The 19,061-nt window shown below is 49.2% G+C and carries 20 protein-coding genes and 1 riboswitch; all 20 genes read left to right on the plus strand.

Annotated elements, in window-relative coordinates:
• Nucleotides 1-9: 9 nt before the first annotated feature.
• The 20 genes from rsxC to EKG39_RS07620 all read left to right on the plus strand — a co-directional run bounded on the left by rsxC (nucleotide 10) and on the right by EKG39_RS07620 (nucleotide 18,982).
• On the plus strand, nucleotides 10-1,365 hold the full coding sequence (gene rsxC, locus EKG39_RS07525) for an electron transport complex subunit RsxC (RefSeq protein WP_126505114.1): 1,356 nt from the start codon (nucleotides 10-12) through the stop codon (nucleotides 1,363-1,365).
• On the plus strand, nucleotides 1,362-2,417 hold the full coding sequence (locus EKG39_RS07530; RefSeq protein WP_185817547.1) for an RnfABCDGE type electron transport complex subunit D: 1,056 nt from the start codon (nucleotides 1,362-1,364) through the stop codon (nucleotides 2,415-2,417). The genes rsxC and EKG39_RS07530 overlap by 4 nt, the downstream gene beginning before the upstream one ends.
• Nucleotides 2,414-3,196, plus strand: a complete 783-nt coding sequence (locus tag EKG39_RS07535) for an RnfABCDGE type electron transport complex subunit G (protein WP_221767371.1) — start codon at nucleotides 2,414-2,416, stop codon at nucleotides 3,194-3,196. The genes EKG39_RS07530 and EKG39_RS07535 overlap by 4 nt, the downstream gene beginning before the upstream one ends.
• Nucleotides 3,197-3,212: 16 nt before the next feature.
• The gene (gene rsxE, locus EKG39_RS07540; RefSeq protein ID WP_126505115.1) at nucleotides 3,213-3,875 is read left to right on the plus strand and encodes an electron transport complex subunit RsxE; all 663 of its coding nucleotides are present in this window, start codon (nucleotides 3,213-3,215) and stop codon (nucleotides 3,873-3,875) included.
• Nucleotides 3,865-4,455, plus strand: a complete 591-nt coding sequence (locus tag EKG39_RS07545) for an electron transport complex protein RnfA (RefSeq protein WP_126505116.1) — start codon at nucleotides 3,865-3,867, stop codon at nucleotides 4,453-4,455. The genes rsxE and EKG39_RS07545 overlap by 11 nt, the downstream gene beginning before the upstream one ends.
• Nucleotides 4,448-4,630, plus strand: a complete 183-nt coding sequence (locus EKG39_RS07550) for a chemotaxis protein (RefSeq protein WP_126505117.1) — start codon at nucleotides 4,448-4,450, stop codon at nucleotides 4,628-4,630. The genes EKG39_RS07545 and EKG39_RS07550 overlap by 8 nt, the downstream gene beginning before the upstream one ends.
• A gap of 432 nt (nucleotides 4,631-5,062) precedes the next feature.
• A riboswitch (cobalamin riboswitch) is annotated at nucleotides 5,063-5,233 on the plus strand.
• Nucleotides 5,234-5,400: 167 nt separating this feature from the next.
• Complete coding sequence (locus EKG39_RS07555) at nucleotides 5,401-7,251, plus strand: TonB-dependent receptor domain-containing protein (RefSeq protein WP_126505118.1); 1,851 nt, start codon at nucleotides 5,401-5,403, stop codon at nucleotides 7,249-7,251.
• A 57-nt stretch (nucleotides 7,252-7,308) separates the two neighbouring features.
• Nucleotides 7,309-8,121, plus strand: coding sequence for an ABC transporter ATP-binding protein (locus EKG39_RS07560; RefSeq protein ID WP_126505119.1), 813 nt, complete (start codon nucleotides 7,309-7,311; stop codon nucleotides 8,119-8,121).
• Complete coding sequence (locus tag EKG39_RS07565) at nucleotides 8,108-9,118, plus strand: FecCD family ABC transporter permease (protein WP_126505120.1); 1,011 nt, start codon at nucleotides 8,108-8,110, stop codon at nucleotides 9,116-9,118. The genes EKG39_RS07560 and EKG39_RS07565 overlap by 14 nt, the downstream gene beginning before the upstream one ends.
• Nucleotides 9,119-9,649 carry a bifunctional adenosylcobinamide kinase/adenosylcobinamide-phosphate guanylyltransferase gene (gene cobU, locus EKG39_RS07570; protein ID WP_126505121.1) on the plus strand — a complete coding sequence of 177 codons (531 nt, stop codon included), beginning with the start codon at nucleotides 9,119-9,121 and terminating at the stop codon, nucleotides 9,647-9,649.
• Nucleotide 9,650: 1 nt separating this feature from the next.
• Nucleotides 9,651-10,523, plus strand: a complete 873-nt coding sequence (locus EKG39_RS07575; RefSeq protein WP_126505122.1) for a cobalamin-binding protein — start codon at nucleotides 9,651-9,653, stop codon at nucleotides 10,521-10,523.
• Nucleotides 10,520-11,131: a bifunctional adenosylcobinamide kinase/adenosylcobinamide-phosphate guanylyltransferase gene (locus EKG39_RS07580; protein ID WP_126505123.1), complete on the plus strand. Its 612-nt coding sequence runs from the start codon at nucleotides 10,520-10,522 to the stop codon at nucleotides 11,129-11,131. The genes EKG39_RS07575 and EKG39_RS07580 overlap by 4 nt, the downstream gene beginning before the upstream one ends.
• The gene (locus EKG39_RS07585; protein ID WP_126505124.1) at nucleotides 11,128-11,769 is read left to right on the plus strand and encodes a histidine phosphatase family protein; all 642 of its coding nucleotides are present in this window, start codon (nucleotides 11,128-11,130) and stop codon (nucleotides 11,767-11,769) included. Before EKG39_RS07580 ends, EKG39_RS07585 begins: the two co-directional genes overlap by 4 nt.
• Nucleotides 11,769-12,863 carry a nicotinate-nucleotide--dimethylbenzimidazole phosphoribosyltransferase family protein gene (locus EKG39_RS07590; protein ID WP_126505125.1) on the plus strand — a complete coding sequence of 365 codons (1,095 nt, stop codon included), beginning with the start codon at nucleotides 11,769-11,771 and terminating at the stop codon, nucleotides 12,861-12,863. Before EKG39_RS07585 ends, EKG39_RS07590 begins: the two co-directional genes overlap by 1 nt.
• Nucleotides 12,860-14,329: a cobyric acid synthase gene (locus tag EKG39_RS07595; protein WP_126505126.1), complete on the plus strand. Its 1,470-nt coding sequence runs from the start codon at nucleotides 12,860-12,862 to the stop codon at nucleotides 14,327-14,329. The genes EKG39_RS07590 and EKG39_RS07595 overlap by 4 nt, the downstream gene beginning before the upstream one ends.
• On the plus strand, nucleotides 14,329-15,705 hold the full coding sequence (locus EKG39_RS07600) for a cobyrinic acid a,c-diamide synthase CobB (RefSeq protein WP_126505127.1): 1,377 nt from the start codon (nucleotides 14,329-14,331) through the stop codon (nucleotides 15,703-15,705). Before EKG39_RS07595 ends, EKG39_RS07600 begins: the two co-directional genes overlap by 1 nt.
• Nucleotides 15,702-16,487: an adenosylcobinamide-GDP ribazoletransferase gene (gene cobS, locus EKG39_RS07605; protein ID WP_126505128.1), complete on the plus strand. Its 786-nt coding sequence runs from the start codon at nucleotides 15,702-15,704 to the stop codon at nucleotides 16,485-16,487. The genes EKG39_RS07600 and cobS overlap by 4 nt, the downstream gene beginning before the upstream one ends.
• Nucleotides 16,484-17,068, plus strand: coding sequence for a cob(I)yrinic acid a,c-diamide adenosyltransferase (gene cobO, locus EKG39_RS07610; protein WP_126505129.1), 585 nt, complete (start codon nucleotides 16,484-16,486; stop codon nucleotides 17,066-17,068). Before cobS ends, cobO begins: the two co-directional genes overlap by 4 nt.
• A 26-nt stretch (nucleotides 17,069-17,094) precedes the next feature.
• The gene (locus EKG39_RS07615; RefSeq protein ID WP_126505130.1) at nucleotides 17,095-18,123 is read left to right on the plus strand and encodes a TIM barrel protein; all 1,029 of its coding nucleotides are present in this window, start codon (nucleotides 17,095-17,097) and stop codon (nucleotides 18,121-18,123) included.
• 280 nt (nucleotides 18,124-18,403) lie between these two features.
• Nucleotides 18,404-18,982, plus strand: a complete 579-nt coding sequence (locus EKG39_RS07620; protein WP_126505131.1) for a helix-turn-helix transcriptional regulator — start codon at nucleotides 18,404-18,406, stop codon at nucleotides 18,980-18,982.
• The last annotated feature ends 79 nt before the right edge of the window (nucleotides 18,983-19,061 follow it).

A 19,061-nucleotide genomic window follows, 5' to 3' on the forward strand; every position in this document is an offset into this window, starting at 1 on the left:
GAGATTATAATGACTCTATTGGAACGTTTTTCAACCAGGAAGACTTTTGGCCACGGGATCCACCCTATTGCTCATAAGGAAGCGACGGCTGAGCTAGCTATCCGCCGGCTCCCCTTTGCCAAGCAGATGATTGTGCCTTTAGCACAACACTTGGGTGCCCCCGCGAAAGCAATTGTCAGCGTTGGTCAGGAGGTGGTTCGCGGCGAACCCATCGCCGAACCAGGAGGATTTGTCTCGGTCCCCATGCATTCGCCAGTAACCGGCGTCGTAAAGTCTATCGACACCTTAGTCGCTACCGCATCGGGCCCTAAAACGCCGGCAATGATTATTGATACCTACACAGCTTCGGATCAAAAAGTACTGTTCGAGTGTACTGCCGATATCCGGCAATTGTCCCCCGCAGAATTAGTTCGGGCAGTACAGGCCTCTGGCATGGTTGGCCTTGGTGGCGCTGCATTTCCAAGTCATGTCAAGTTATTGCCCCCTGAGGGGGTGTCCATCGATACAGTAATAATCAATGGGTGTGAGTGTGAGCCCTATTTAACCTGTGATCACCGGATCATGCTGGAATATACGGATAAGTTAATTCTGGGAATACAGATGGTGATGGAGGCAGTTACAGCCAAACGAGCGATTATTGGCGTAGAAGATAATAAACCCGATGCGTTCGCGATGATACAAAGCAAACTCCCCAAAGACGGCAGCATAAGTTGTGAGTTAGTAGAAACAAAATATCCCCAGGGTGCAGAGAAGATGCTGATCAATAGTCTGCTAAATAAAGAAGTGCCATCGGGCGGGCTCCCCGCTGAAATAGGTGTCGCAGTCTACAACGTTGGCACCATGGCCCAATTAGGCGACTTACTGCCTCAGAGTCGAGGTTTAATAGAACGGGTAGTTACCGTTTCAGGATATGGCGTCAATAAGCCAGGAAATTATCTTGTCCCTATCGGCACGCCGTTGAGATTTGTGCTGGAACAAGTGGGTTTGAAAGATGATTTTTCGAAGATCATTATGGGTGGCCCTATGATGGGCATGACGACAGCTTCGCTTGATGTAGCCATCACCAAGGGGGTATCCGGAATTGTAGTGCTGGAGGCACCGGAAGCCAAAAGTGAAACGCCTCAGGTGTTCCCATGTATTAAATGCGGAGCCTGTCTCTCGGCCTGTCCACTCTATTTAAACCCTTCTATGTTGGGGCAACTGGCAATGGTTCGTGACTATCAGAAGATGGAAAGTGCTTACCACCTTAACGATTGTTTTGAATGTGGATGCTGCAGTTACGTTTGCCCGTCAAATATTCCATTAACGCAATATTTCAGGATCGCCAAAGCGATAAACCGAAAAATTAAAGTGAAACAATTATGAGCCTGTTAGCTAAGCCTGTAGAGCTACATACTTCTCCACATCTAAAGAAAATGATCACAGTCGATCAGATCATGCGCAATGTCGTGTATGCCCTGCTGCCTGTCTGTGCATGGTCTGTTTATCAATTCGGTATCAGTGCTCTTACATTAACCCTGGTGACTACCCTCACCTGTTTACTAACTGAAACGCTATTTTGCCACCTCTCAAACAAGCGAAATACTGTGACTGATTTCAGTGTCGTCATTACCGGACTGCTTATAGCCCTGACATTGCCACCCGGTTTTCCCCTCTGGATGGGAGCAGTCGCGGGCTTTATGGCAATCGCATTGGGAAAATCATTATTTGGTGGTCTGGGGTATAACGTTATGAATCCTGCGCTTGTCGGTCGAGCTTTTGTGCAGGCGGCATTCCCCGTAGCCATCACCACTTGGACACCGGCTCTTGCTCCGGGTCGTTTTATGGAATTTATTCCATCCAGCCTGGCGATGCCTTTTATGAGCCCCGTGGATATAACTGATTGGGTCAGGGAGCGTGCTATTGACGGATTTACCGGCGCTACGCCGCTGGCGCTTCATAAGTTTGAGCAAGTTCATACCGACAGTATAGATTTGCTACTGGGTTATGTTGCAGGCTCAGCGGGCGAAACATCGGCAGTGCTCATACTTTTATGTGGCCTCTATTTAGCCGTTCGCAAGATGATGGATTGGCGAATTTCTGCCGGCGTTTTCATTGCTGCCGCCCTGACGACCTTACCTTTTTATCTAATGGACCCGGAACATTATCCAAGCCCACAGTTTATGTTGCTTTCAGGCGGGTTAATGCTCGGCGCTGTTTTTATGGCTACGGATATGGTGGGGTCGCCGATGACCGCTAAAGGTGTCTGGCTTTATGGGGCGGTTATTGGTTTTTTAACCGTCATGATTCGTTTGTTTGGCGGTCTGACGGAAGGTGTTATGTATGCGATTTTAGTGGCCAACGCCATGTCACCGATGATCTCATCGGTCACCCAGCCCCGGCACTATGGTCAACGTAAAAAAAGGGAGGGATCATGAATCATTCAGATATGACCCTGGTACAGCCAGTAATGCCACAATCGAAACAGCTACAACCGCAGACACCCAGTTTTGCGATGATCCAAACTTTGGCGGGTATCGCTATGTTATCTGGATTTTTGGTAGTACTGGTTTACCAGGTAACCAAACCCATTATTGCTGAAAATAAGCGTCTTGCGATTGAAAAGGCTATATCCGTTGTTCTGTCTGATGTCAGCGCTAAGAGAGATTATTTTCTGGGAGATGAGGGGCTTGTTTTATTCGATGCGGGTCAACAATCTCCGTCGTTTTCAGGCGAAAAAATCTACGCAGCCTACGATGATAAAGATGAACTTCGAGGAGTAGCACTGGAAGCAGCAGCAACAGGCTATCAAGATGTTATCCGTATTCTCTATGGATATGACCCCTCCTGCCAATGTGTAACGGGCATTAAAGTCCTTAAGATGGCCGAGACTCCAGGATTGGGCGATAAGATAGCTTTTGATGCTGATTTTCTGGAAAACTTTATAGCCCTCGATGCCCAACTGAATGTCAATCTGGGGGGGCTTCAAAATGAGATAGTCACGGTAAAACACGGTGCCAAAACCGAACCGTGGCAAATTGATGCTATCTCGGGAGCAACAATATCATCGAATGCGATTGGTAAAATGATTAATCAGAGCGGTCAAAAGGTGATCCCATTGATCAATAAACATTTGAATGAGCTAAAACATCCTGAAAAAGAGCCTGGAAAAACTTCTGAAACAAATCCTGAAGCAACTCCTGAAACAAAAGAATAATTGAGTGAGTGAAAGTATGACGACACTAACCAATCAAGAAGAAACTATCACCTTAGATACCTTCACTCGAGGGCTTTGGAAAGAGAATCCCGTATTCGTAATGCTGCTCGGGCTTTGCCCGGTATTAGCTGTGACTAATACCACAATGAATGCTATTGCGATGGGGCTGGCGACATTATTTGTCCTCGTTGCCTCAAGCACGCTGGTTTCTCTGCTACGCAAGCTGATCCCGAAACAGGTACGAATCGCTTCATATATTATTATTATCGCAACCTTCGTTACCATGGTGGATTATTTGATCCAGTCCATCAGTCTGGATTTATATAATGCTCTGGGGGCCTTCATCCAGTTGATCGTTGTTAACTGTGTGATTTTGGGCAGAGCTGAAGCCTATGCCTCGAAGCAGAAGGTGAGTACCGCAATTATTAATGCCTTGGGAATGGGCGTAGGTTTTACCATAGCTTTACTCTGTCTTGGAGTGACCCGTGAACTATTAGGTGCAGGAACAATTCTCGGTTTTCAGGTATTTAGTACCAGTTTTGAGCCCTGGATTGTGATGATTTTGCCTCCGGGCGGATTTTTTGTGCTGGGTAGCTGGTTGTTATTATTTGAATATATCAAACAACGCAAACAACAAACTCATTTGAATGTAACGGGAGTAGTTGAACATGGATCCTGATTCCCTAACCTTTATTTTTATCAATGCTGCTCTGAGTAACAACTTTGTGCTGGCTTTATTCTTGGGTCTATGCCCTTTCCTGGGGGTCTCGGCAAAAAAAGAAACGGCCTGCAATATGGGACTAGCGACAATGTTCGTTATGTTGGTTAGTTCAATTTCTGCCTTCAGTATCAACTGGTTGCTCATTGAGTTTAATATCCAATTCTTGCGCCTGATTTGTTATATAGCGGTAATCGCCTCGGCGGTTCAGTTGGTAGAGATGGTGGTCAAGAAATTCAGCCCGACACTCTTCAGAGCTCTGGGCATATTTCTGCCATTGATCACAACTAATTGTGCAATTTTGGGTTTAGCATTATTCCAGACCTTCCGGGAATACAACTTTCTTCAGTGCCTTGCATTCAGCCTTGGAGCCGGTGTTGGTTTCACCCTCGCCCTGCTGCTGATGGCCGGTCTGCGTGAGAAACTTGAATTAGCCAGAGTTCCCACCGTGAGTCAAGGTGCAACCATGAGCTTGATGTTAGCAGGCTTATTATCCCTTGCCTTCATGGGCTTCGCCGGACTGGGAAGTGGTCATGGTTGATTTTCTGATAGCCAGTATCACTATTATGCTGGTCTTATTTGCCTGGGTAGCAGTGCAGCACATGGCACGTCAATTTGCTAAACGTCATCCGGAATTTGGACCTTATATTGAAAAGCGAGGCTGTGGTGGAAACTGCTCTTGCGCTGAAGAGGATAAATGCAAAAATAAGCAGTAAGGATGACTAATCCCGGTTCGTATCCATCTGGTGAGCTGTACCTGGAAAAGTTGCATGTTCCAGGATAAGAAGTGATCCAGACTCTCGGGCTCAGTACAAAAATGCCGCTCTACATCAGAGCGGCATTTTTTATGAAATCGACAAACACAGTTAATATACCCGGTCACAATATATTGTTTATTTTTTGGCCACATTCAGAGAAAGCAAAAATGCTAGGGCTTGCCCATATATATATTTAAACTCATTCTGAAGGTTAACATCGACAAAACAGGAAAATCACGCAAAGCGTAAGGTGTTGATAAATAGACTGAAAGAACCCTATTAAACACTATACGTCAAATCTGAATAAAAAAGACTGTAAGAAGTAACAGTCTTTTTCATTTTAAACTTTGTGTGTGATCTTTGGCATATTCAAGCTATGACATTATCGCTATATTCGCATCGACTAAAGGGCGTGATTTAACTTAATCGGGAACGTGGTGAGACTCCACGGCTGTACCTGCAACTGTAAACAGAGCGAAACATTATGACCACTGGTAAAACCGGGAAGGAATGTTTCTAGATGCTGTGAGCCAGGAAACCGACCCTGAAGAACTATTGACTCAAGCGGGTTTCTTGAGCAAGTAGATGATGCAGGTGTCAGGGTTTACCCATAACCGACTATTACGCACCTCTGTTTTCTATTCGTCATTAAGGACGAGTCGCTATAAACGACTCAACCACGACGCATTTTCCCGCAAATTTCAAACTCAAATAATTAAAGGCTAATCATGAGTTTTAAACTGCGACTTTCTGTATTAACAATCGCTATATGCCAAACATTTACCGCTGCAGCGGCCGTACCTGCCAATCCGGTGATTGAGACATTAACGGTCACCGGTGACCGATTCGACAGCACGCCCGATCAACAACTCACCGTTATCAACACCATCGAAAGAGAAGAGATAACCAGGCTCAGCCCTAAATCTGTGGTTGATCTATTGGAAACCTTGCCCGGCGTTAGTGTTATCCGTAATGGCGGCGCAGGTCAGTCGGCATCGATAAGCATGCGCGGCACTGATTCCAGCCATGTATTGGTGCTGGTCGATGGTGTACGCATTGGCTCGGCCACCTTAGGTGCAGTAAGTTTTAACGCCCTAACCCCGGAAAATATCGAGCGCATCGAGGTGGTAAAAGGCCCCCGAGCCGCAATATGGGGCAGCGATGCCATCGGTGGTGTGATTCAGATTTTCACCCGAAAATTAGAGGGCGGTGAATGGTTTGCCTCTGCAGAATATGGCAGTGATAACTATATGCGCGCCAGTGCTGGTGCGGGTGTAAGCCATGGTGACGGGCATACCAGCATTGCCGTTAACCATGAACAGAGTGATGGTTATGACATTAAAAATGATGCAGAAGATGACGAAGATGGTTACGACCGTCTCGGAATGAGCATTAACGGTCAGCAAAACCTGAATGAGCAATGGCAGCTCACCTGGGCCGGTCAACTGGAGAGTGGTAACTACGAATATGACAATATGGGTTATTACGGGCCCGGTGCTAATGAGGCCGACTATGATAACTATCTGGTGAACATCGCCGCTCAATATCAAACAGAAACGTTAACCAGCAAGTTGGCATTAGGTCAGTCACGGGATAAGAACGAAAACTTCCGCGCCGACACCCCAAGCCTGGGCACCTCTCTATATGAAACGACCCGCGATCAACTCAACTGGAGTAACCGTTACACGGCAACCGATGACCTGACCTTCATTGGCGGCGTCGACTGGTCAAAGGAATCGATCGAGGGAGACTATGCCGTCGACGAGCGCGATCTACTTGGTGTCTATGGGCTGGCCCGTTACCAATTGGGTAAGCTATTGATGGAAGGTGTCATTCGCTACGACGATGTCGAGAATATCGATAGCGAAACTTCCTACAACGCAAGCCTGGCCTATCAATTCAATGAGCAATGGCGTGTGACTGCCAGTTCAGGAACAGGCTTCAAAGCACCGAGTTTCAATGACCTCTACTGGCCAGGTTCCGGTAACCCGGATCTGGTGTCGGAAACATCTGAAAACCTGGACCTTACCATAAGCTATAGCGGCGATTACCTGCGTGGTTACTTGAGTATCTACCAAAACAAGATTGATAACCTGATCCAGTGGGCGCCTACCGGCGAGAAAGATGATTATGGTTACGATATCTGGAAGCCTGCCAATATCAAAGATGCCGAGATCACCGGAATCGAACTCTCCCTCAACTACAGCACCTGGGATATTGAACACCAACTGGGTTACAGCTACGTCGATGCTATTGACGGGGAAAGTGACGAGCAGTTAGTGGGACGCAGTGAACATGAATTTGATTATGCACTCAGCTACGCCTGGTCTCAGTTCGACGTGCTGGTCAACTATCACTATCAAGGCGAGCGTAACGCCGGTGATTATAACTATGACGGCGTTACCGACTTCCTCGATGCCTATCATCAGGTCGATCTGAGTGTCGGTTATAAGCTGACCGAGGCCTGGCAGCTTCGCGTTAAGGCAAATAACCTGCTCGATGAAGAGATCATCTCAGACCGAAACTACTTCAGCCCTGGCCGCCAAGTGTTCTTGAGCGTGAGCTATCAGGCTTTCTAACCATAAATAGAAGTAAATTGCGCCGGCACTGCCGGCGCAACATTGGAACTCTCAGTAATGCCAACAATAGTAGAATCAAACTCTCACATGGAAGTTAATCATTTAAGTTGGGCGACCTCATCTAAAAAGGTGCTCGACGACTTAAGCTTCACCATCGAAAGAGGCGATTTTGTCGGCATCTTGGGTCCCAATGGTGTCGGAAAGTCCTCCTTGTTGCGGTGCATGTATAAGTACATGAGCCCGGATAGCGGCAATGTTTTGCTTAACAACCGCAAAATATCCTCCATTTCACACCGCGAGTTCGCCTCGAAAGTCGCTGTCGTACTGCAACATACGCCAGTCGGGTTCTCCATGACTGCAAGGCAGTTACTGGCGACCGGTTTAATCAACCAGCAAAAATGGTGGCAGCGGATCGACCACTGCGCCGAAAAATTTGAAATTGATCGCGTCTTATCACTTGTGAGCCTGACCGATAAGGCCGAGCAGGTATTTGAGTCTCTTTCCGGCGGTGAACAACAAAGACTGCTGATCGCCAGAGCACTGCTGCAAAAACCTGAGATATTGTTGCTCGATGAGCCAACCAACCATCTCGATGTAGGTTATCAGGTAGACATTTTAAAGCTGATAAAAAGCCTGGATATCACAGTCGTAGCCAGCATCCATGATCTTAACCTTGCCAGTGCGTTTTGCGACAAACTCCTTCTGCTCAGAGAGGGAAAGCTTATCAAGAGCGGCTCGCCTGCACAGGTGTTAACCCCTGCCAGTATCGAAAATATTTACGGTATAAAAACCGAAGTGGACAGACACCCTAAAGGCACTCATCCCAGAGTCACCTACCACTTTGACGGGGTACGCCATGCGGCTGTTTAATCCTACCCTGTTACTGGCACTCTTGATCCCCCTGTCTGTGATATCGCCCTTGATTGCCATTGTGCTCGGAACCGCCGACATCAGCATGACCGAAGTGATTGGCGCCATAGGCCGCAGTATCACTGCCCTGCTCCAGGCTGAATCTACCACGTCACTGGCAGATCGCATCATCATCGAACTCAGAATGCCACGAGCCTTGATGGCTATGGTGTGTGGCGCAGGCCTGGCCGTGTCGGGCTCTGTACTTCAAAGCGTGACCAGAAACCCACTGGCCGATCCCTACCTGTTCGGGATATCAGCCGGAGCCTCACTTGGGGCGATTTTGGCACTTACGGGTGGGTTAACCATCCTTCCCCTCCCCGCCAGCGCATTTTTAGGATCCCTGATTGCCGTCGCGGTAGTGGTTGTGATGGCAAGAGACGGTCAGGTTGAAACCTTAGTGCTGTCGGGTGTCGCTATCTCCTTCCTGCTCTCCTCCATTGCCAACCTTATTTTGTACTTCGGTGATCCCCAGGCCATGCAGGCAGTGCTGTTTTGGTCTCTTGGCAGTTTCAGTCGTGCCACCTGGAGCACACTTATGGTCCCCGCCATCATAGTGATGACGGCGACCCTTATCATTTATCAATTTCAGCGCCCACTGCAGGCGCTGATGGCCGGCGATGAAAGCGCCCACACCCAGGGCGTGGCAGTTCTCCCCCTGCGTTTAGGCATGTTAATTCTCACCGCTCTGATGACCTCATCATTAGTCTCAGCGTGCGGTGGTATTGGATTTGTGGGGCTTATGGTGCCGCATATCGTGCGCATGCTGATCGGTTCGGCCAGTTCAAGCTCACTCATTGCCACGGCTCTGCTGGGTGGCGTACTCATGGTGTGGGTGGATCTGTTAGCCAGACTGTTGCTGCCATCGCAGGAACTGCCTGTCGGGGTGATGACCGCCATGTTAGGTAGTGTGTTTTTCATCGGATTATTGGTTAAGCGTAAACAGGGGCATAGATAGATGAAGCAATTAATCATTGGCGGTGCACGTTCGGGTAAGAGTCGTCTGGCACAGGAATACGCAGCGGCTTGGCAGGCGGGCACACAGGGTGAGGTCATCGTGGTTGCAACCGCTGAGATCACCGACGGGTCCATGGCTAAGCGTATAGCTCACCATAAGAGTCATCGACCTCAGGAATGGAACTTGGTTGAAACATCTTTGGATCTGACCCAAACCCTGATTGATGAGAGCCGCACCGACAACCTTATCTTGGTAGATTGCCTCACATTATGGCTGTCGAACATACAACTGAGCGACCGTAGTTGGAGACAGGAAAAGCAGGCCTTACTGCTGGCATTAAATACACTTCCCGGAGAGGTTATTTTTATCGGCAATGAGGTCGGTCAAGGCGTAGTGCCACTGGGTGAATTATCACGTGAATTTGTCGATGAATCCGGTTGGTTACATCAAAGCTTAGCGAAGCAGGTCGACAAGGTCACGATGGCGATAGCCGGTTTACCTCTGGTGATAAAGTCGGTAGAAGGAATTTAAAATGAAATTCCTGTCAATACTGCTCAGCCTATCCCTGTTAGTTAGCACGAGTCTGAGTGCAAATACAGAAAAGTCACCTCGCTTAGTCGTGTTATCGCCTCATGCCGTCGAGATGTTATTCGAAATTGGCGCCGGCGATACCATCATAGGCACGGTCGAATATGCAGATTACCCCAGTGCAGCAAACCAAATACGTCGTATCGGCCGTTATAATTTTATCGACTATGAAGCGGTCATGCTGCTGCAGCCCGATGCCGTCATCGTCAACGCCAGCACTACCGCTGCGCCTATGCTGGCAAGGCTCAAAGAGCTTGGCTTTACCCTGATAGACACCAGCGTCAGTGAACTCAAGCAAATTCCACAGCGGTTGTTAGAGCTCGGTGAGCTAACGGGTCACACATCTGAAGCTCAAACCAGCGCCGAAAAGTTTAACCGCACACTCAAGGCGCTGAAACAGACCTATCAGGATCAATCCAGGATCGACATTTTCTATCAGGTATGGCCGACACCACTCACGACCACGGCCAGCAGCTGGATGAATGAGATATTTAAGGGTTGCGGTGCGAATAACGTCTTTGCAGACAGTGTCAGTGAATATCCCCAGGTGAGTCTGGAGCAGGTACTCTCCTCCACACCCGAGGTGATCATCAAACCGATATACCACGGCAACAGTAATCAGGAGGCCATTAACTGGGTCGAATGGCCGGAGATCCCTGCCGTTGCCAATGAACAGATCATTACCATTGAAGGCGATCTGGTGCACAGAACCGGACCGCGGGTGTTAAAAGGCATGCTGCAGGTGTGTGAAAAAGTGGCACAGGCTCGGGCTCAGAAACAGTCATTACTAAATCAACTTAAGGCTGCTGTCCAATGATCAGTTTATATATTGGCGGCGCCAGAAGTGGTAAGTCAGGATTGGCCGAGCAGGAGGTGAGCGATATTGCCCTGCCGACAACCTATATCGCTACGGCCACCGCCAGCGTCTCAATGGCCGAGCGTATCGCCCTGCATCGAGAGCAGAGACCCGACGACTGGGTAACTGAAGAGATCCCATTAGAACTGGCCTCAGCCTTAACTCAAATAGACAGAAAACAGAGCGTGATCATCATCGATTGCCTGACACTTTGGCTCACCAATCAGTTGATGGCCAAACATTGTTTAATCGATGAGATTGAGCGTCTGTGTGACACATTCACCTCCATGCAATGTCATCTTGTATTGGTCAGCACAGAAGTCGGACAAGGTCTGATCCCCGATGATGAGATGAGTCAGCAATTTGTGACCGCCAGCGGACTCATGCACCAGAAAATTGCCGCCATTGCAGACAGAGTCAGTTTTTGCCAGAGCAAGTTAGCTATCCGCTTAAAAGAACCCGAACGCACAATATCTGACACCACTGCCTCCGATACCAATGCTTCCGAAACCTCTGCCTCCGAAACGACTGCAATAGAGGGCGCAGTAACGGCTGGAGGCAACACATGATGAACGACACTCAATTTACTCTGCTGCGACACGGGCTACCGGAGCAGTCAGGCTGCCTCCTCGGCCGTACTAACCCTCCGCTGACCGCAAAAGGCTGGCAGCAGATGGCGCATAGCAGCGCTTCGCTAAAATTCGACGTTATCATCAGCTCACCGCTTATAAGGTGTCAGGTATACGCGCAGCATCTGGCACACCTCAGTGATTGCGAGCTGATCATAGATGATGCCTGGCAAGAGCTGGATTTCGGGCACTGGGATGGCAATAGTATCGCTAATTTATGGGATGACCCGCTGCAAGGCTATGGGAAATATTGGCACGCCCCCTTCTTACATACACCGCCAAATGGTGAATCGACCTCAGATCTGCTCAGACGAATAACAATTAGCATAGAGTGCCTCAGCCATGATTATCGCGGCAAGCGACTCTTAATAGTCAGCCACTCCGGCGTCATGCGTATGGCTCTGGCCTGGCTACTCAATAGCAACCAAGATGGTAACCCTCATCTTAGCCGCGTCCAGCTGGAACATGCGGCACTCTTGCACTTCAACACCTATATCGACGATGAAGACACCCTGTGGCCTCAGCTCCAAGGCTTAATCAACCCTTCCGTTTGCCTTAACTCCCAGGTGGATAAATAATGAAAACTATCTGTTTTAATATCATAAACGGTGCGGCGACCCACCTGCCCGGCCTGCATCAATTGTCTGATGCCGGCGTGGGACAAAACTTGATGCACCTGACTCCCACCAGAGATAGCGAGCTTATCACCTGTGGCCAGAGCAAGACGCCGTTACCGGGAGTACAATCAAGCGGTGACGGACTCCTTTCTAATCGGGGCGTTAGCCCGGCGGTTCTGACCCGCGGCCTGCTTAGAATGTTCTACAAGGCAGGCTACCGGATAGAGTTTAATAGCTTTAACTTTAATGTGCCTCAGCCTCAGGTCGAAACGCAAGAATGGCTCAGTGTTAACCAGCACGTTGGCGGCATCGATAGTGACACCGACACATTGGTTAATGACCACCTTCTGCCAACTCTGACCTCACAGGCTGAGCGTAACTGCATCAGCATCCTGGCCGAATGCGGCGTCGGAGGAACAACCTTCTCCACACTCTGGCTGCGACTGTTAACCGGCCTGCGGTTATCGCCTGCAGGAAGTACTCAGGACAAGCAAAAATTAGCCAGCAAGTCCGCAATCCTCACTCAGTTAGAACAAGTTTATCTGCATGATAATGAAGGTTTTGAGCTGGATAAATTGCTTGCAGACACACAATTTCACGATGAAATTCAACAAGCCATCTGTGGTTTGGTTCGCCAGTGGCCAACCCACTTACCGCTGCCCCAATTTGCCGGTGGCATGATGTTCGTGGCGCCGCTGTTAGCAGCAAGACGAGCACAAGAGTTAACTCAGTCCATCACTATCTCAACCACACGTTGGGTACTCAAGGGTGATGGGCTTCATATCTTAAATCACCTCGACGGTGACGACGTCATTAATGCCAATACGACTAATTTTAATGCCTCAGTAATGGATTGCCTCAATGTCTACGAACAGGGCCAGGTCGTTGAAGGCTGTGGCTTAGGCGGTTGCTTAGTACTCGCCGAGGAGCTGGGGTGGAGTGAGCTTGAGATCATCGAGGCTCTGGAACAAGCAGTTCACTGTCATCTTAGCCATTTTTCAGATCAAAACCATTTTTCAGAGCAAAGCCATACATTAGAGGAAAGCGTTGCATGAGCGGATATAAGTTGATGGTGCAAGGCACCACGAGCGATGCAGGCAAGAGCGTCATGGTTGCCGGCCTTTGCCGGGTGCTTGCCCGTAAAGGCATTAGCGTCGCTCCCTTCAAACCCCAAAATATGGCGCTCAACAGCGCTGTGACTCCCGATGGCGGCGAGATTGGTCGTGCACAGGCGGTACAGGCTCAGGCATGTAACCTCCCCTTAAGCGTACACATGAATCCGGTACTGCTAAAGCCCAATACCGATACCGGGGCTCAGGTGATCATCCGCGGCAAGGCCATAGAAGACATGGATGCCGTCAGTTATCACACCTTTAAGCCACAACTGCTAGAGATGGTATTGGAAAGTTTCGAATTTCTGGGGAAAGGCATGCAGGCCAGGCTGGTCGAGGGCGCTGGCAGCCCGGCCGAAGTAAACCTACGCGAGCACGACATAGCCAACATGGGCTTTGCACTCGCGGCTCAGACACCTGTGGTGATCGTGGCAGATATTGACAGAGGTGGCGTGTTCGCGCACCTCTACGGCACCTTCGATCTCCTGTCTGATGAAGAGAAGAAGCTGGTAAAAGGCTTTATCATCAACCGTTTCCGCGGCGATGTTACTCTGCTTGAAAGCGGTCTTAGTTGGCTCACGGCCAAGACCGGCGTGCCTGTACTGGGCGTGGTGCCTTACCTTCATGGCCTGTATCTGGAGGCGGAAGATGCCATCAATCAGCAACAGCTCGATGATGATACCCATTTTAAAATCGTGGTTCCCGGTCTGCCGAGAATAAGTAACCACACAGATTTCGATGCGCTGAGACTCCATCCCGGTGTCGATCTCTGCTTTGTAAAACCCGGCGATGATCTGCCTGCAGCCGATCTCATCATCTTGCCAGGCTCCAAAAGCGTGCGCGGCGACCTCAAGGCGCTGAAGGATCGCGGCTGGGACAAGCAGATCGCTCGCCACCTCAGATTTGGCGGCAAGTTAATTGGGATCTGTGGCGGCTATCAGATGCTCGGCAAGAGTATCGACGATCCCCATGGCGTCGAGGGCGAGCCGGGTCAGAGTGCCGGACTCGGGTATCTTGATGTCACCACCAGGCTAACGACCCAAAAAACCTTAAAGCAGATCAGTGGTGAGCTGCATCTTAACGGCAAGACTCACCCGGTTAAGGGTTATGAGATCCATGCCGGTGTCTGCGAGGTTAAAGAGACACAACCAGTGACTCTGGGACAAGGCGCCGAAAGCCATTTAGATGGCGCGCTCTGTCGTGACAATCAAATCTTAGGTAGTTACCTGCACGGCATCTTCGATGAGCCCAGTGCCTGTAATGCCCTGCTTAATTGGGCGGGCTATGAGCAACAAAAAGCGCAAGACATGTCGGCCCTTAGGGAGGAGAACCTTAATCGCCTCGCCGATAGTCTGGAGCAGTCATTAGATCTTGATTCACTATTTGGTGACATAGAGGGCTGGCGCTAATGAGCGACAATAACGCCCATTGCCCCGCCCTGTTTGTCACCGCGCCAAGCAGCGACAGCGGAAAAACAACCCTGGTCGCCGCCATGGCCAGGTACTGGAGCAATCAGGGCAAGAAGGTCAGAGTATTTAAAACCGGACCGGACTTTATCGACCCCATCTTTCATGAGTTCGCCAGCGGCCATCCCGCCCATCAACTGGATCTTGGCATGATGGGCGAAACCATCTGCAGGCAGCATCTCTATCAAGCTGCCCTGGAAGCCGATCTAATTCTAATCGAAGGCGTGATGGGCATGTTCGATGGTGCTAACAGCAGTGCCAATCTTGCCGCCAAATTTGGGATCCCGCTACTTGCGGTGATCCCGGCGGCCAAGATGGCACAAACCTTCGGCGCGATCGCCTATGGCCTCGCCCACTATCAGGATAACGTTAACCTGTTTGGCGTCATCGCCAACTATGTCGGCAGTCCGGGACATGCCGCTATGCTTGAAGATAGCCTACCCGATGGCATCGAATTTTGTGGCGCTATGCCCAGAGATAGCAGCCTCGCCCTACCGGAAAGACATCTTGGTCTGGTACAAGCACAAGAGCTTGAGGGGATAGAGGATTGGCTGAATAATGCAGCTAAAGCCCTCGGAGACAGCTGTGTCCTACCACTGCCGGAGCCTGTTTGTTTCGAGACGCCAGAGGACAACTCAGGGGCATTTTTGTCATCAGTGCCCACATCAAGCTTGGTAGCTCAACCCTTGCATGGCCAAATCATAGCCGTAGCCAAAGACGCGGCCTTCTCGTTTATCTATCGGGACAACATCACCCTGCTCGAACACTTAGGCGCGCGTATTGAATATTTCTCTCCCATCGCAGACGACTCGCTGCCTGTTGCAGACAGTCTCTATCTGCCTGGTGGTTACCCTGAACTGCATCTCAAGGCATTGAGCGAAAACATCTCCATGTGCAGGTCTATCCAGCAGCACATTCAAAGCGGCAAGCCTACACTGGCAGAATGCGGCGGCATGCTGTATCTGCTTGAGCAATTAACGACCAAGAACGGAGAGACGACCGAGATGCTAGCCGCACTGCCAGGCACTGCAACGATGCAGCAACGACTTCAGGGTTTAGGCATGCTTAGCGCCGATATCTGTGGGCAAACAATGACCGGACACTGCTTTCATTACTCGAAATCGGATATCACACTGCTTCCGCTGGCTATCGCCTCTCAGGCCGGTAAAACCCGTATGCAGGAGCGGGTGTATCTGCACCACAACACCCTCGCCTCCTATGTTCACTGGTATCTGCCCAGTTCACCAGAACTGGTTTCTCGACTCTTTCTGGGGCAATTGAACGTTGCCGACAAGCTTGTTGCTGGAGATTGCATATGATACGTCATCTGGGCGCGATTCTCGCCGCCGCCAGCTTTCTAACCCGATTACCTATGCCGCTTTGGGTAGAAAAAGACAGTGAGGCCATCGCACAGGCCAGTCGCTGGTTTGCCTTGATAGGTTTGTTTATCGGAATCATTGCAGCCTGCTTGCTCTATGCCTTCACGGCATTGATGGGGCAAGAGCTGGCCGTGGTATTAACTCTGGTGGGGACAATATTGCTGACCGGCGCATTTCATGAAGATGGGCTGGCAGATCTCTGTGATGGTTTCGGCGGTGGCTGGGAGAGGAGCCGAAAGCTTGCCATCATGAAAGACAGCCAGATAGGGGCCTATGGCGTCCTAGCGCTGGTTACCTCTTTCAGTATCAAGGTTATCGCCCTAACCCAGCTCTCACTGCCATTGGCCTGCAGCGCCCTGATTATCTGTCATGCCGGCAGTCGCGCCATCGCAGGGCTGGTAGCCGTTTACCTTCCCTATGCCAGGGACTGTGACAGTAACAGTGACAACAATAAGACACCGCAAAAAGATGCCGCACTGCCACTTAAAAACCGATTAATTCTCTGTATCTGTGGCGCCCTGCCACTATTGATGTTGCCCCTAAGTGCCGCGCTTGCATTACTCACTGTCTGGCTGGTGACATTTATCGGCTTAATTAGATTGATGCAGCGCCATATCCAGGGCTATACCGGTGACACCTTGGGCGCCACGCAACAGGTAGTCGAGATCGCAGGCTTAATATTTTTTGTTATCTATCACTTTCAAATGACGGTATCCCTATGAGTTATAACCCTAAAAAACAGAAACAACACAAAGAGAATGTCGAAAAGGCCGTTGAAAACGCACAAGAAGAGCGTGGTCAGGTGCTCATCATTACCGGTAACGGTAAAGGCAAGACGACTGCAGGTTTTGGCAATATCGTCCGCGCTCTCGGTCACAAACAGGATGTCGCCGTGGTTCAGTTCGTAAAGGGTGTTGGTGAGTGCGGCGAGCGTAACCTGCTCGAGTCTCGCGGCGTCCCCTTTCATACCATGGCAACAGGTTTTAGCTGGAACAGCGAAGACAAGGCCAAGGACAAACTTGCCGCTCAGCAGGCCTGGCAACAGGCCAAGATTTGGCTACAAGATCCTGATCTCGATATGGTGCTGCTGGACGAGCTGACTTACATGATCACCTGGGACTTTATCGATCTCGATGAGGTTATCACCACCCTTAAACAGAGACCCAAGGAGATGTCTGTGGTTATCACAGGCAGAGCGGCCCACCGGGAGTTAAAGGAGTATGCCGATACAGTCAGTGAGGTGCGCCCCGAGAAGCACGCATTTCATCAGGGTCTCAAGGCACGCAAAGGGCTCGACTGGTAGTCGGGACTACGCAGCAAGGAGAAGTGATGCAGCAACTCGCTAATATTACCGTTACCCCAAAACCCGGCCACCTGTTCGACAGTTGGAGCAGCGCCGGGCAATGGCTGAGTAACATGAGCCTGTCGGGGTTTGAGATCTATCCCCACGGTGAGCTCAATGCCGAAGATATTCCCGCTAAGCTGGTCGGCGGCTTTCATCTGCAATCCTTCCCCATCTTAACGCCCCTGCTCTATAACGACAGCGCCAGGTTGATGAAAATCTTCGGTGACTGGCAGACCGTTGAGCAGTTTTATGGCGGCACAGATGCCGATCATATTGTGAATACTATGGTGAGTCAGCTTAACCTTGCCGCTAAGCTCAACGCACCCTACGCGGTTTTTCACCCCATGGATTGCGACATGGAGCATCTGTTCAGCCAGAATTTCCCCTGGACACTGGACGACACGTTTACAGCCTGCGCCGAACTACTGAACTTAGCGCTTAAACGAAGTAATTTCAAAGGCTGGCTGCTGCTGGAAAACATGTGGTGGAAGCAAAGCTTCAGACTGGATAGCAGACAGGAGTATGACGACCTTAGAAGCCGGATAAACTATGCCAAATGCGGTATCTGTTTCGACACCGGCCATATGATGGCGACAAATAACAGCATTACTGATGAATCTGGCGCGATCTCATTTTTACAAAACAGATTACATCAGCTTGATTTGAGCTCTGAGATTAAGACCCTGCACCTCAACAGCAATCTCAAAAATCACTCTCTGCAGAAAGACTCAACGGGTGAAAAGTCTCGAAACAAGCAATCACAGGCAAGTTATCAAAACTGTGATGGGTTTTGGGCACAATTCGATGTCGCCCTGCAACATATCTCAGGACTGGATCCTCATAATGGCTTTCAGTGCGAAGACCTTTCTCACCTGATTGAGACTATCAATCCCAATTATCTGGTACATGAAGTCGCGCAAAATGACATAAATGAGTGGCAGCAATCAATCAGGCTTCAGCAAGCATGTTTGTCACCTGTTGCAGACCTGTTTGAATGGAAACAATATGCCTGAATATATAGCTGTATTTAACGCTATACCAATCGTAAACCGCATTTATAGAGACAGGTGAAAGAGTGGAGACATTCTCCACCCCCAACTCCCCCCCCACAACAATTTGAGATCTGAATCACACTCAATACTCTGCCCCGCCCCCAAAGCGTGACGTATATCACGACAAACTTAGTTGATTAGGGTGTGCTTACATTCATGATTCACTTAACATCACATTCCCCCTCAAAACGTTAACATTTGATTTAAGATTTAAATGAAATTGATGAGTCGAGATTATCCTATGAAACCATTAGGTTGGATTTTATATGTAAATAAAAATCTCTTTTTAGAGGACAACGTCACTCTTAGTGAAAGTAACAAATATTGTGAAGGTTACCTTCAACCGATAAATGTTTTCATCTCGGATGATTCGTTAAAAAAAGTGGCATATTCCTTATTGGCAACCCCAAGACATACAAACAGAATCCTTACCGCTACCAAAGTGGACGGACAGAGGGTCATCGCTAAGAAATACATAATACATAGTGACAGTGCTTCAGAAATTATTGGTGAGATAATATTTTTTATCGGCATAGATGGGTGCAGTGATTTTGTGTTAAAAAATTTCTTCATAGATGATGTCCAACCATCCGTTAATGGTATAAACGACAGAAAAATAAAGCAAAAAACCAAAGATGTTGTAAAGATGATAGCACTTGGTCTTGACCGTGACGAGGTCAGTGAGTTGTTCAACTTAACCAAACGAGGTGTCGACTACCATATTGATGTAGCTAAAGAGGTACTTGGGGCCAGCAACAAATCGAGTATGGTCTTTCAGGCAATGCAACAAGGTTGGTTAACCAGTCACCAGCATGCTTAAAGTGGTCATTTAATGATATGGTTAATGACATAATATCAAAGTAACAACGGTTTTATCGCTACATGTTTACCAGTTAAGG

This window comes from Shewanella atlantica (assembly GCF_003966265.1).
GTDB lineage: Bacteria > Pseudomonadota > Gammaproteobacteria > Enterobacterales > Shewanellaceae > Shewanella > Shewanella atlantica.

What these genes read in the sequence shown, in the direction of transcription:
- EKG39_RS07590 (WP_126505125.1), top strand. Translation starts at nt 11,769, where the DNA reads ATGAAAACTATCTGTTTTAATATCATAAACGGTGCGGCGACCCACCTG.
- EKG39_RS07620 (WP_126505131.1), top strand. Translation starts at nt 18,404, where the DNA reads ATGAAACCATTAGGTTGGATTTTATATGTAAATAAAAATCTCTTTTTA.
- EKG39_RS07530 (WP_185817547.1), top strand. Translation starts at nt 1,362, where the DNA reads ATGAGCCTGTTAGCTAAGCCTGTAGAGCTACATACTTCTCCACATCTA.
- EKG39_RS07555 (WP_126505118.1), top strand. Translation starts at nt 5,401, where the DNA reads ATGAGTTTTAAACTGCGACTTTCTGTATTAACAATCGCTATATGCCAA.
- cobO (WP_126505129.1), top strand. Translation starts at nt 16,484, where the DNA reads ATGAGTTATAACCCTAAAAAACAGAAACAACACAAAGAGAATGTCGAA.
- rsxC (WP_126505114.1), top strand. Translation starts at nt 10, where the DNA reads ATGACTCTATTGGAACGTTTTTCAACCAGGAAGACTTTTGGCCACGGG.
- EKG39_RS07595 (WP_126505126.1), top strand. Translation starts at nt 12,860, where the DNA reads ATGAGCGGATATAAGTTGATGGTGCAAGGCACCACGAGCGATGCAGGC.
- EKG39_RS07545 (WP_126505116.1), top strand. Translation starts at nt 3,865, where the DNA reads ATGGATCCTGATTCCCTAACCTTTATTTTTATCAATGCTGCTCTGAGT.
- EKG39_RS07615 (WP_126505130.1), top strand. Translation starts at nt 17,095, where the DNA reads ATGCAGCAACTCGCTAATATTACCGTTACCCCAAAACCCGGCCACCTG.
- EKG39_RS07585 (WP_126505124.1), top strand. Translation starts at nt 11,128, where the DNA reads ATGATGAACGACACTCAATTTACTCTGCTGCGACACGGGCTACCGGAG.
- EKG39_RS07565 (WP_126505120.1), top strand. Translation starts at nt 8,108, where the DNA reads ATGCGGCTGTTTAATCCTACCCTGTTACTGGCACTCTTGATCCCCCTG.
- EKG39_RS07560 (WP_126505119.1), top strand. Translation starts at nt 7,309, where the DNA reads ATGCCAACAATAGTAGAATCAAACTCTCACATGGAAGTTAATCATTTA.
- rsxE (WP_126505115.1), top strand. Translation starts at nt 3,213, where the DNA reads ATGACGACACTAACCAATCAAGAAGAAACTATCACCTTAGATACCTTC.
- EKG39_RS07580 (WP_126505123.1), top strand. Translation starts at nt 10,520, where the DNA reads ATGATCAGTTTATATATTGGCGGCGCCAGAAGTGGTAAGTCAGGATTG.
- EKG39_RS07600 (WP_126505127.1), top strand. Translation starts at nt 14,329, where the DNA reads ATGAGCGACAATAACGCCCATTGCCCCGCCCTGTTTGTCACCGCGCCA.
- EKG39_RS07535 (WP_221767371.1), top strand. Translation starts at nt 2,414, where the DNA reads ATGAATCATTCAGATATGACCCTGGTACAGCCAGTAATGCCACAATCG.
- cobS (WP_126505128.1), top strand. Translation starts at nt 15,702, where the DNA reads ATGATACGTCATCTGGGCGCGATTCTCGCCGCCGCCAGCTTTCTAACC.
- EKG39_RS07550 (WP_126505117.1), top strand. Translation starts at nt 4,448, where the DNA reads ATGGTTGATTTTCTGATAGCCAGTATCACTATTATGCTGGTCTTATTT.
- EKG39_RS07575 (WP_126505122.1), top strand. Translation starts at nt 9,651, where the DNA reads ATGAAATTCCTGTCAATACTGCTCAGCCTATCCCTGTTAGTTAGCACG.
- cobU (WP_126505121.1), top strand. Translation starts at nt 9,119, where the DNA reads ATGAAGCAATTAATCATTGGCGGTGCACGTTCGGGTAAGAGTCGTCTG.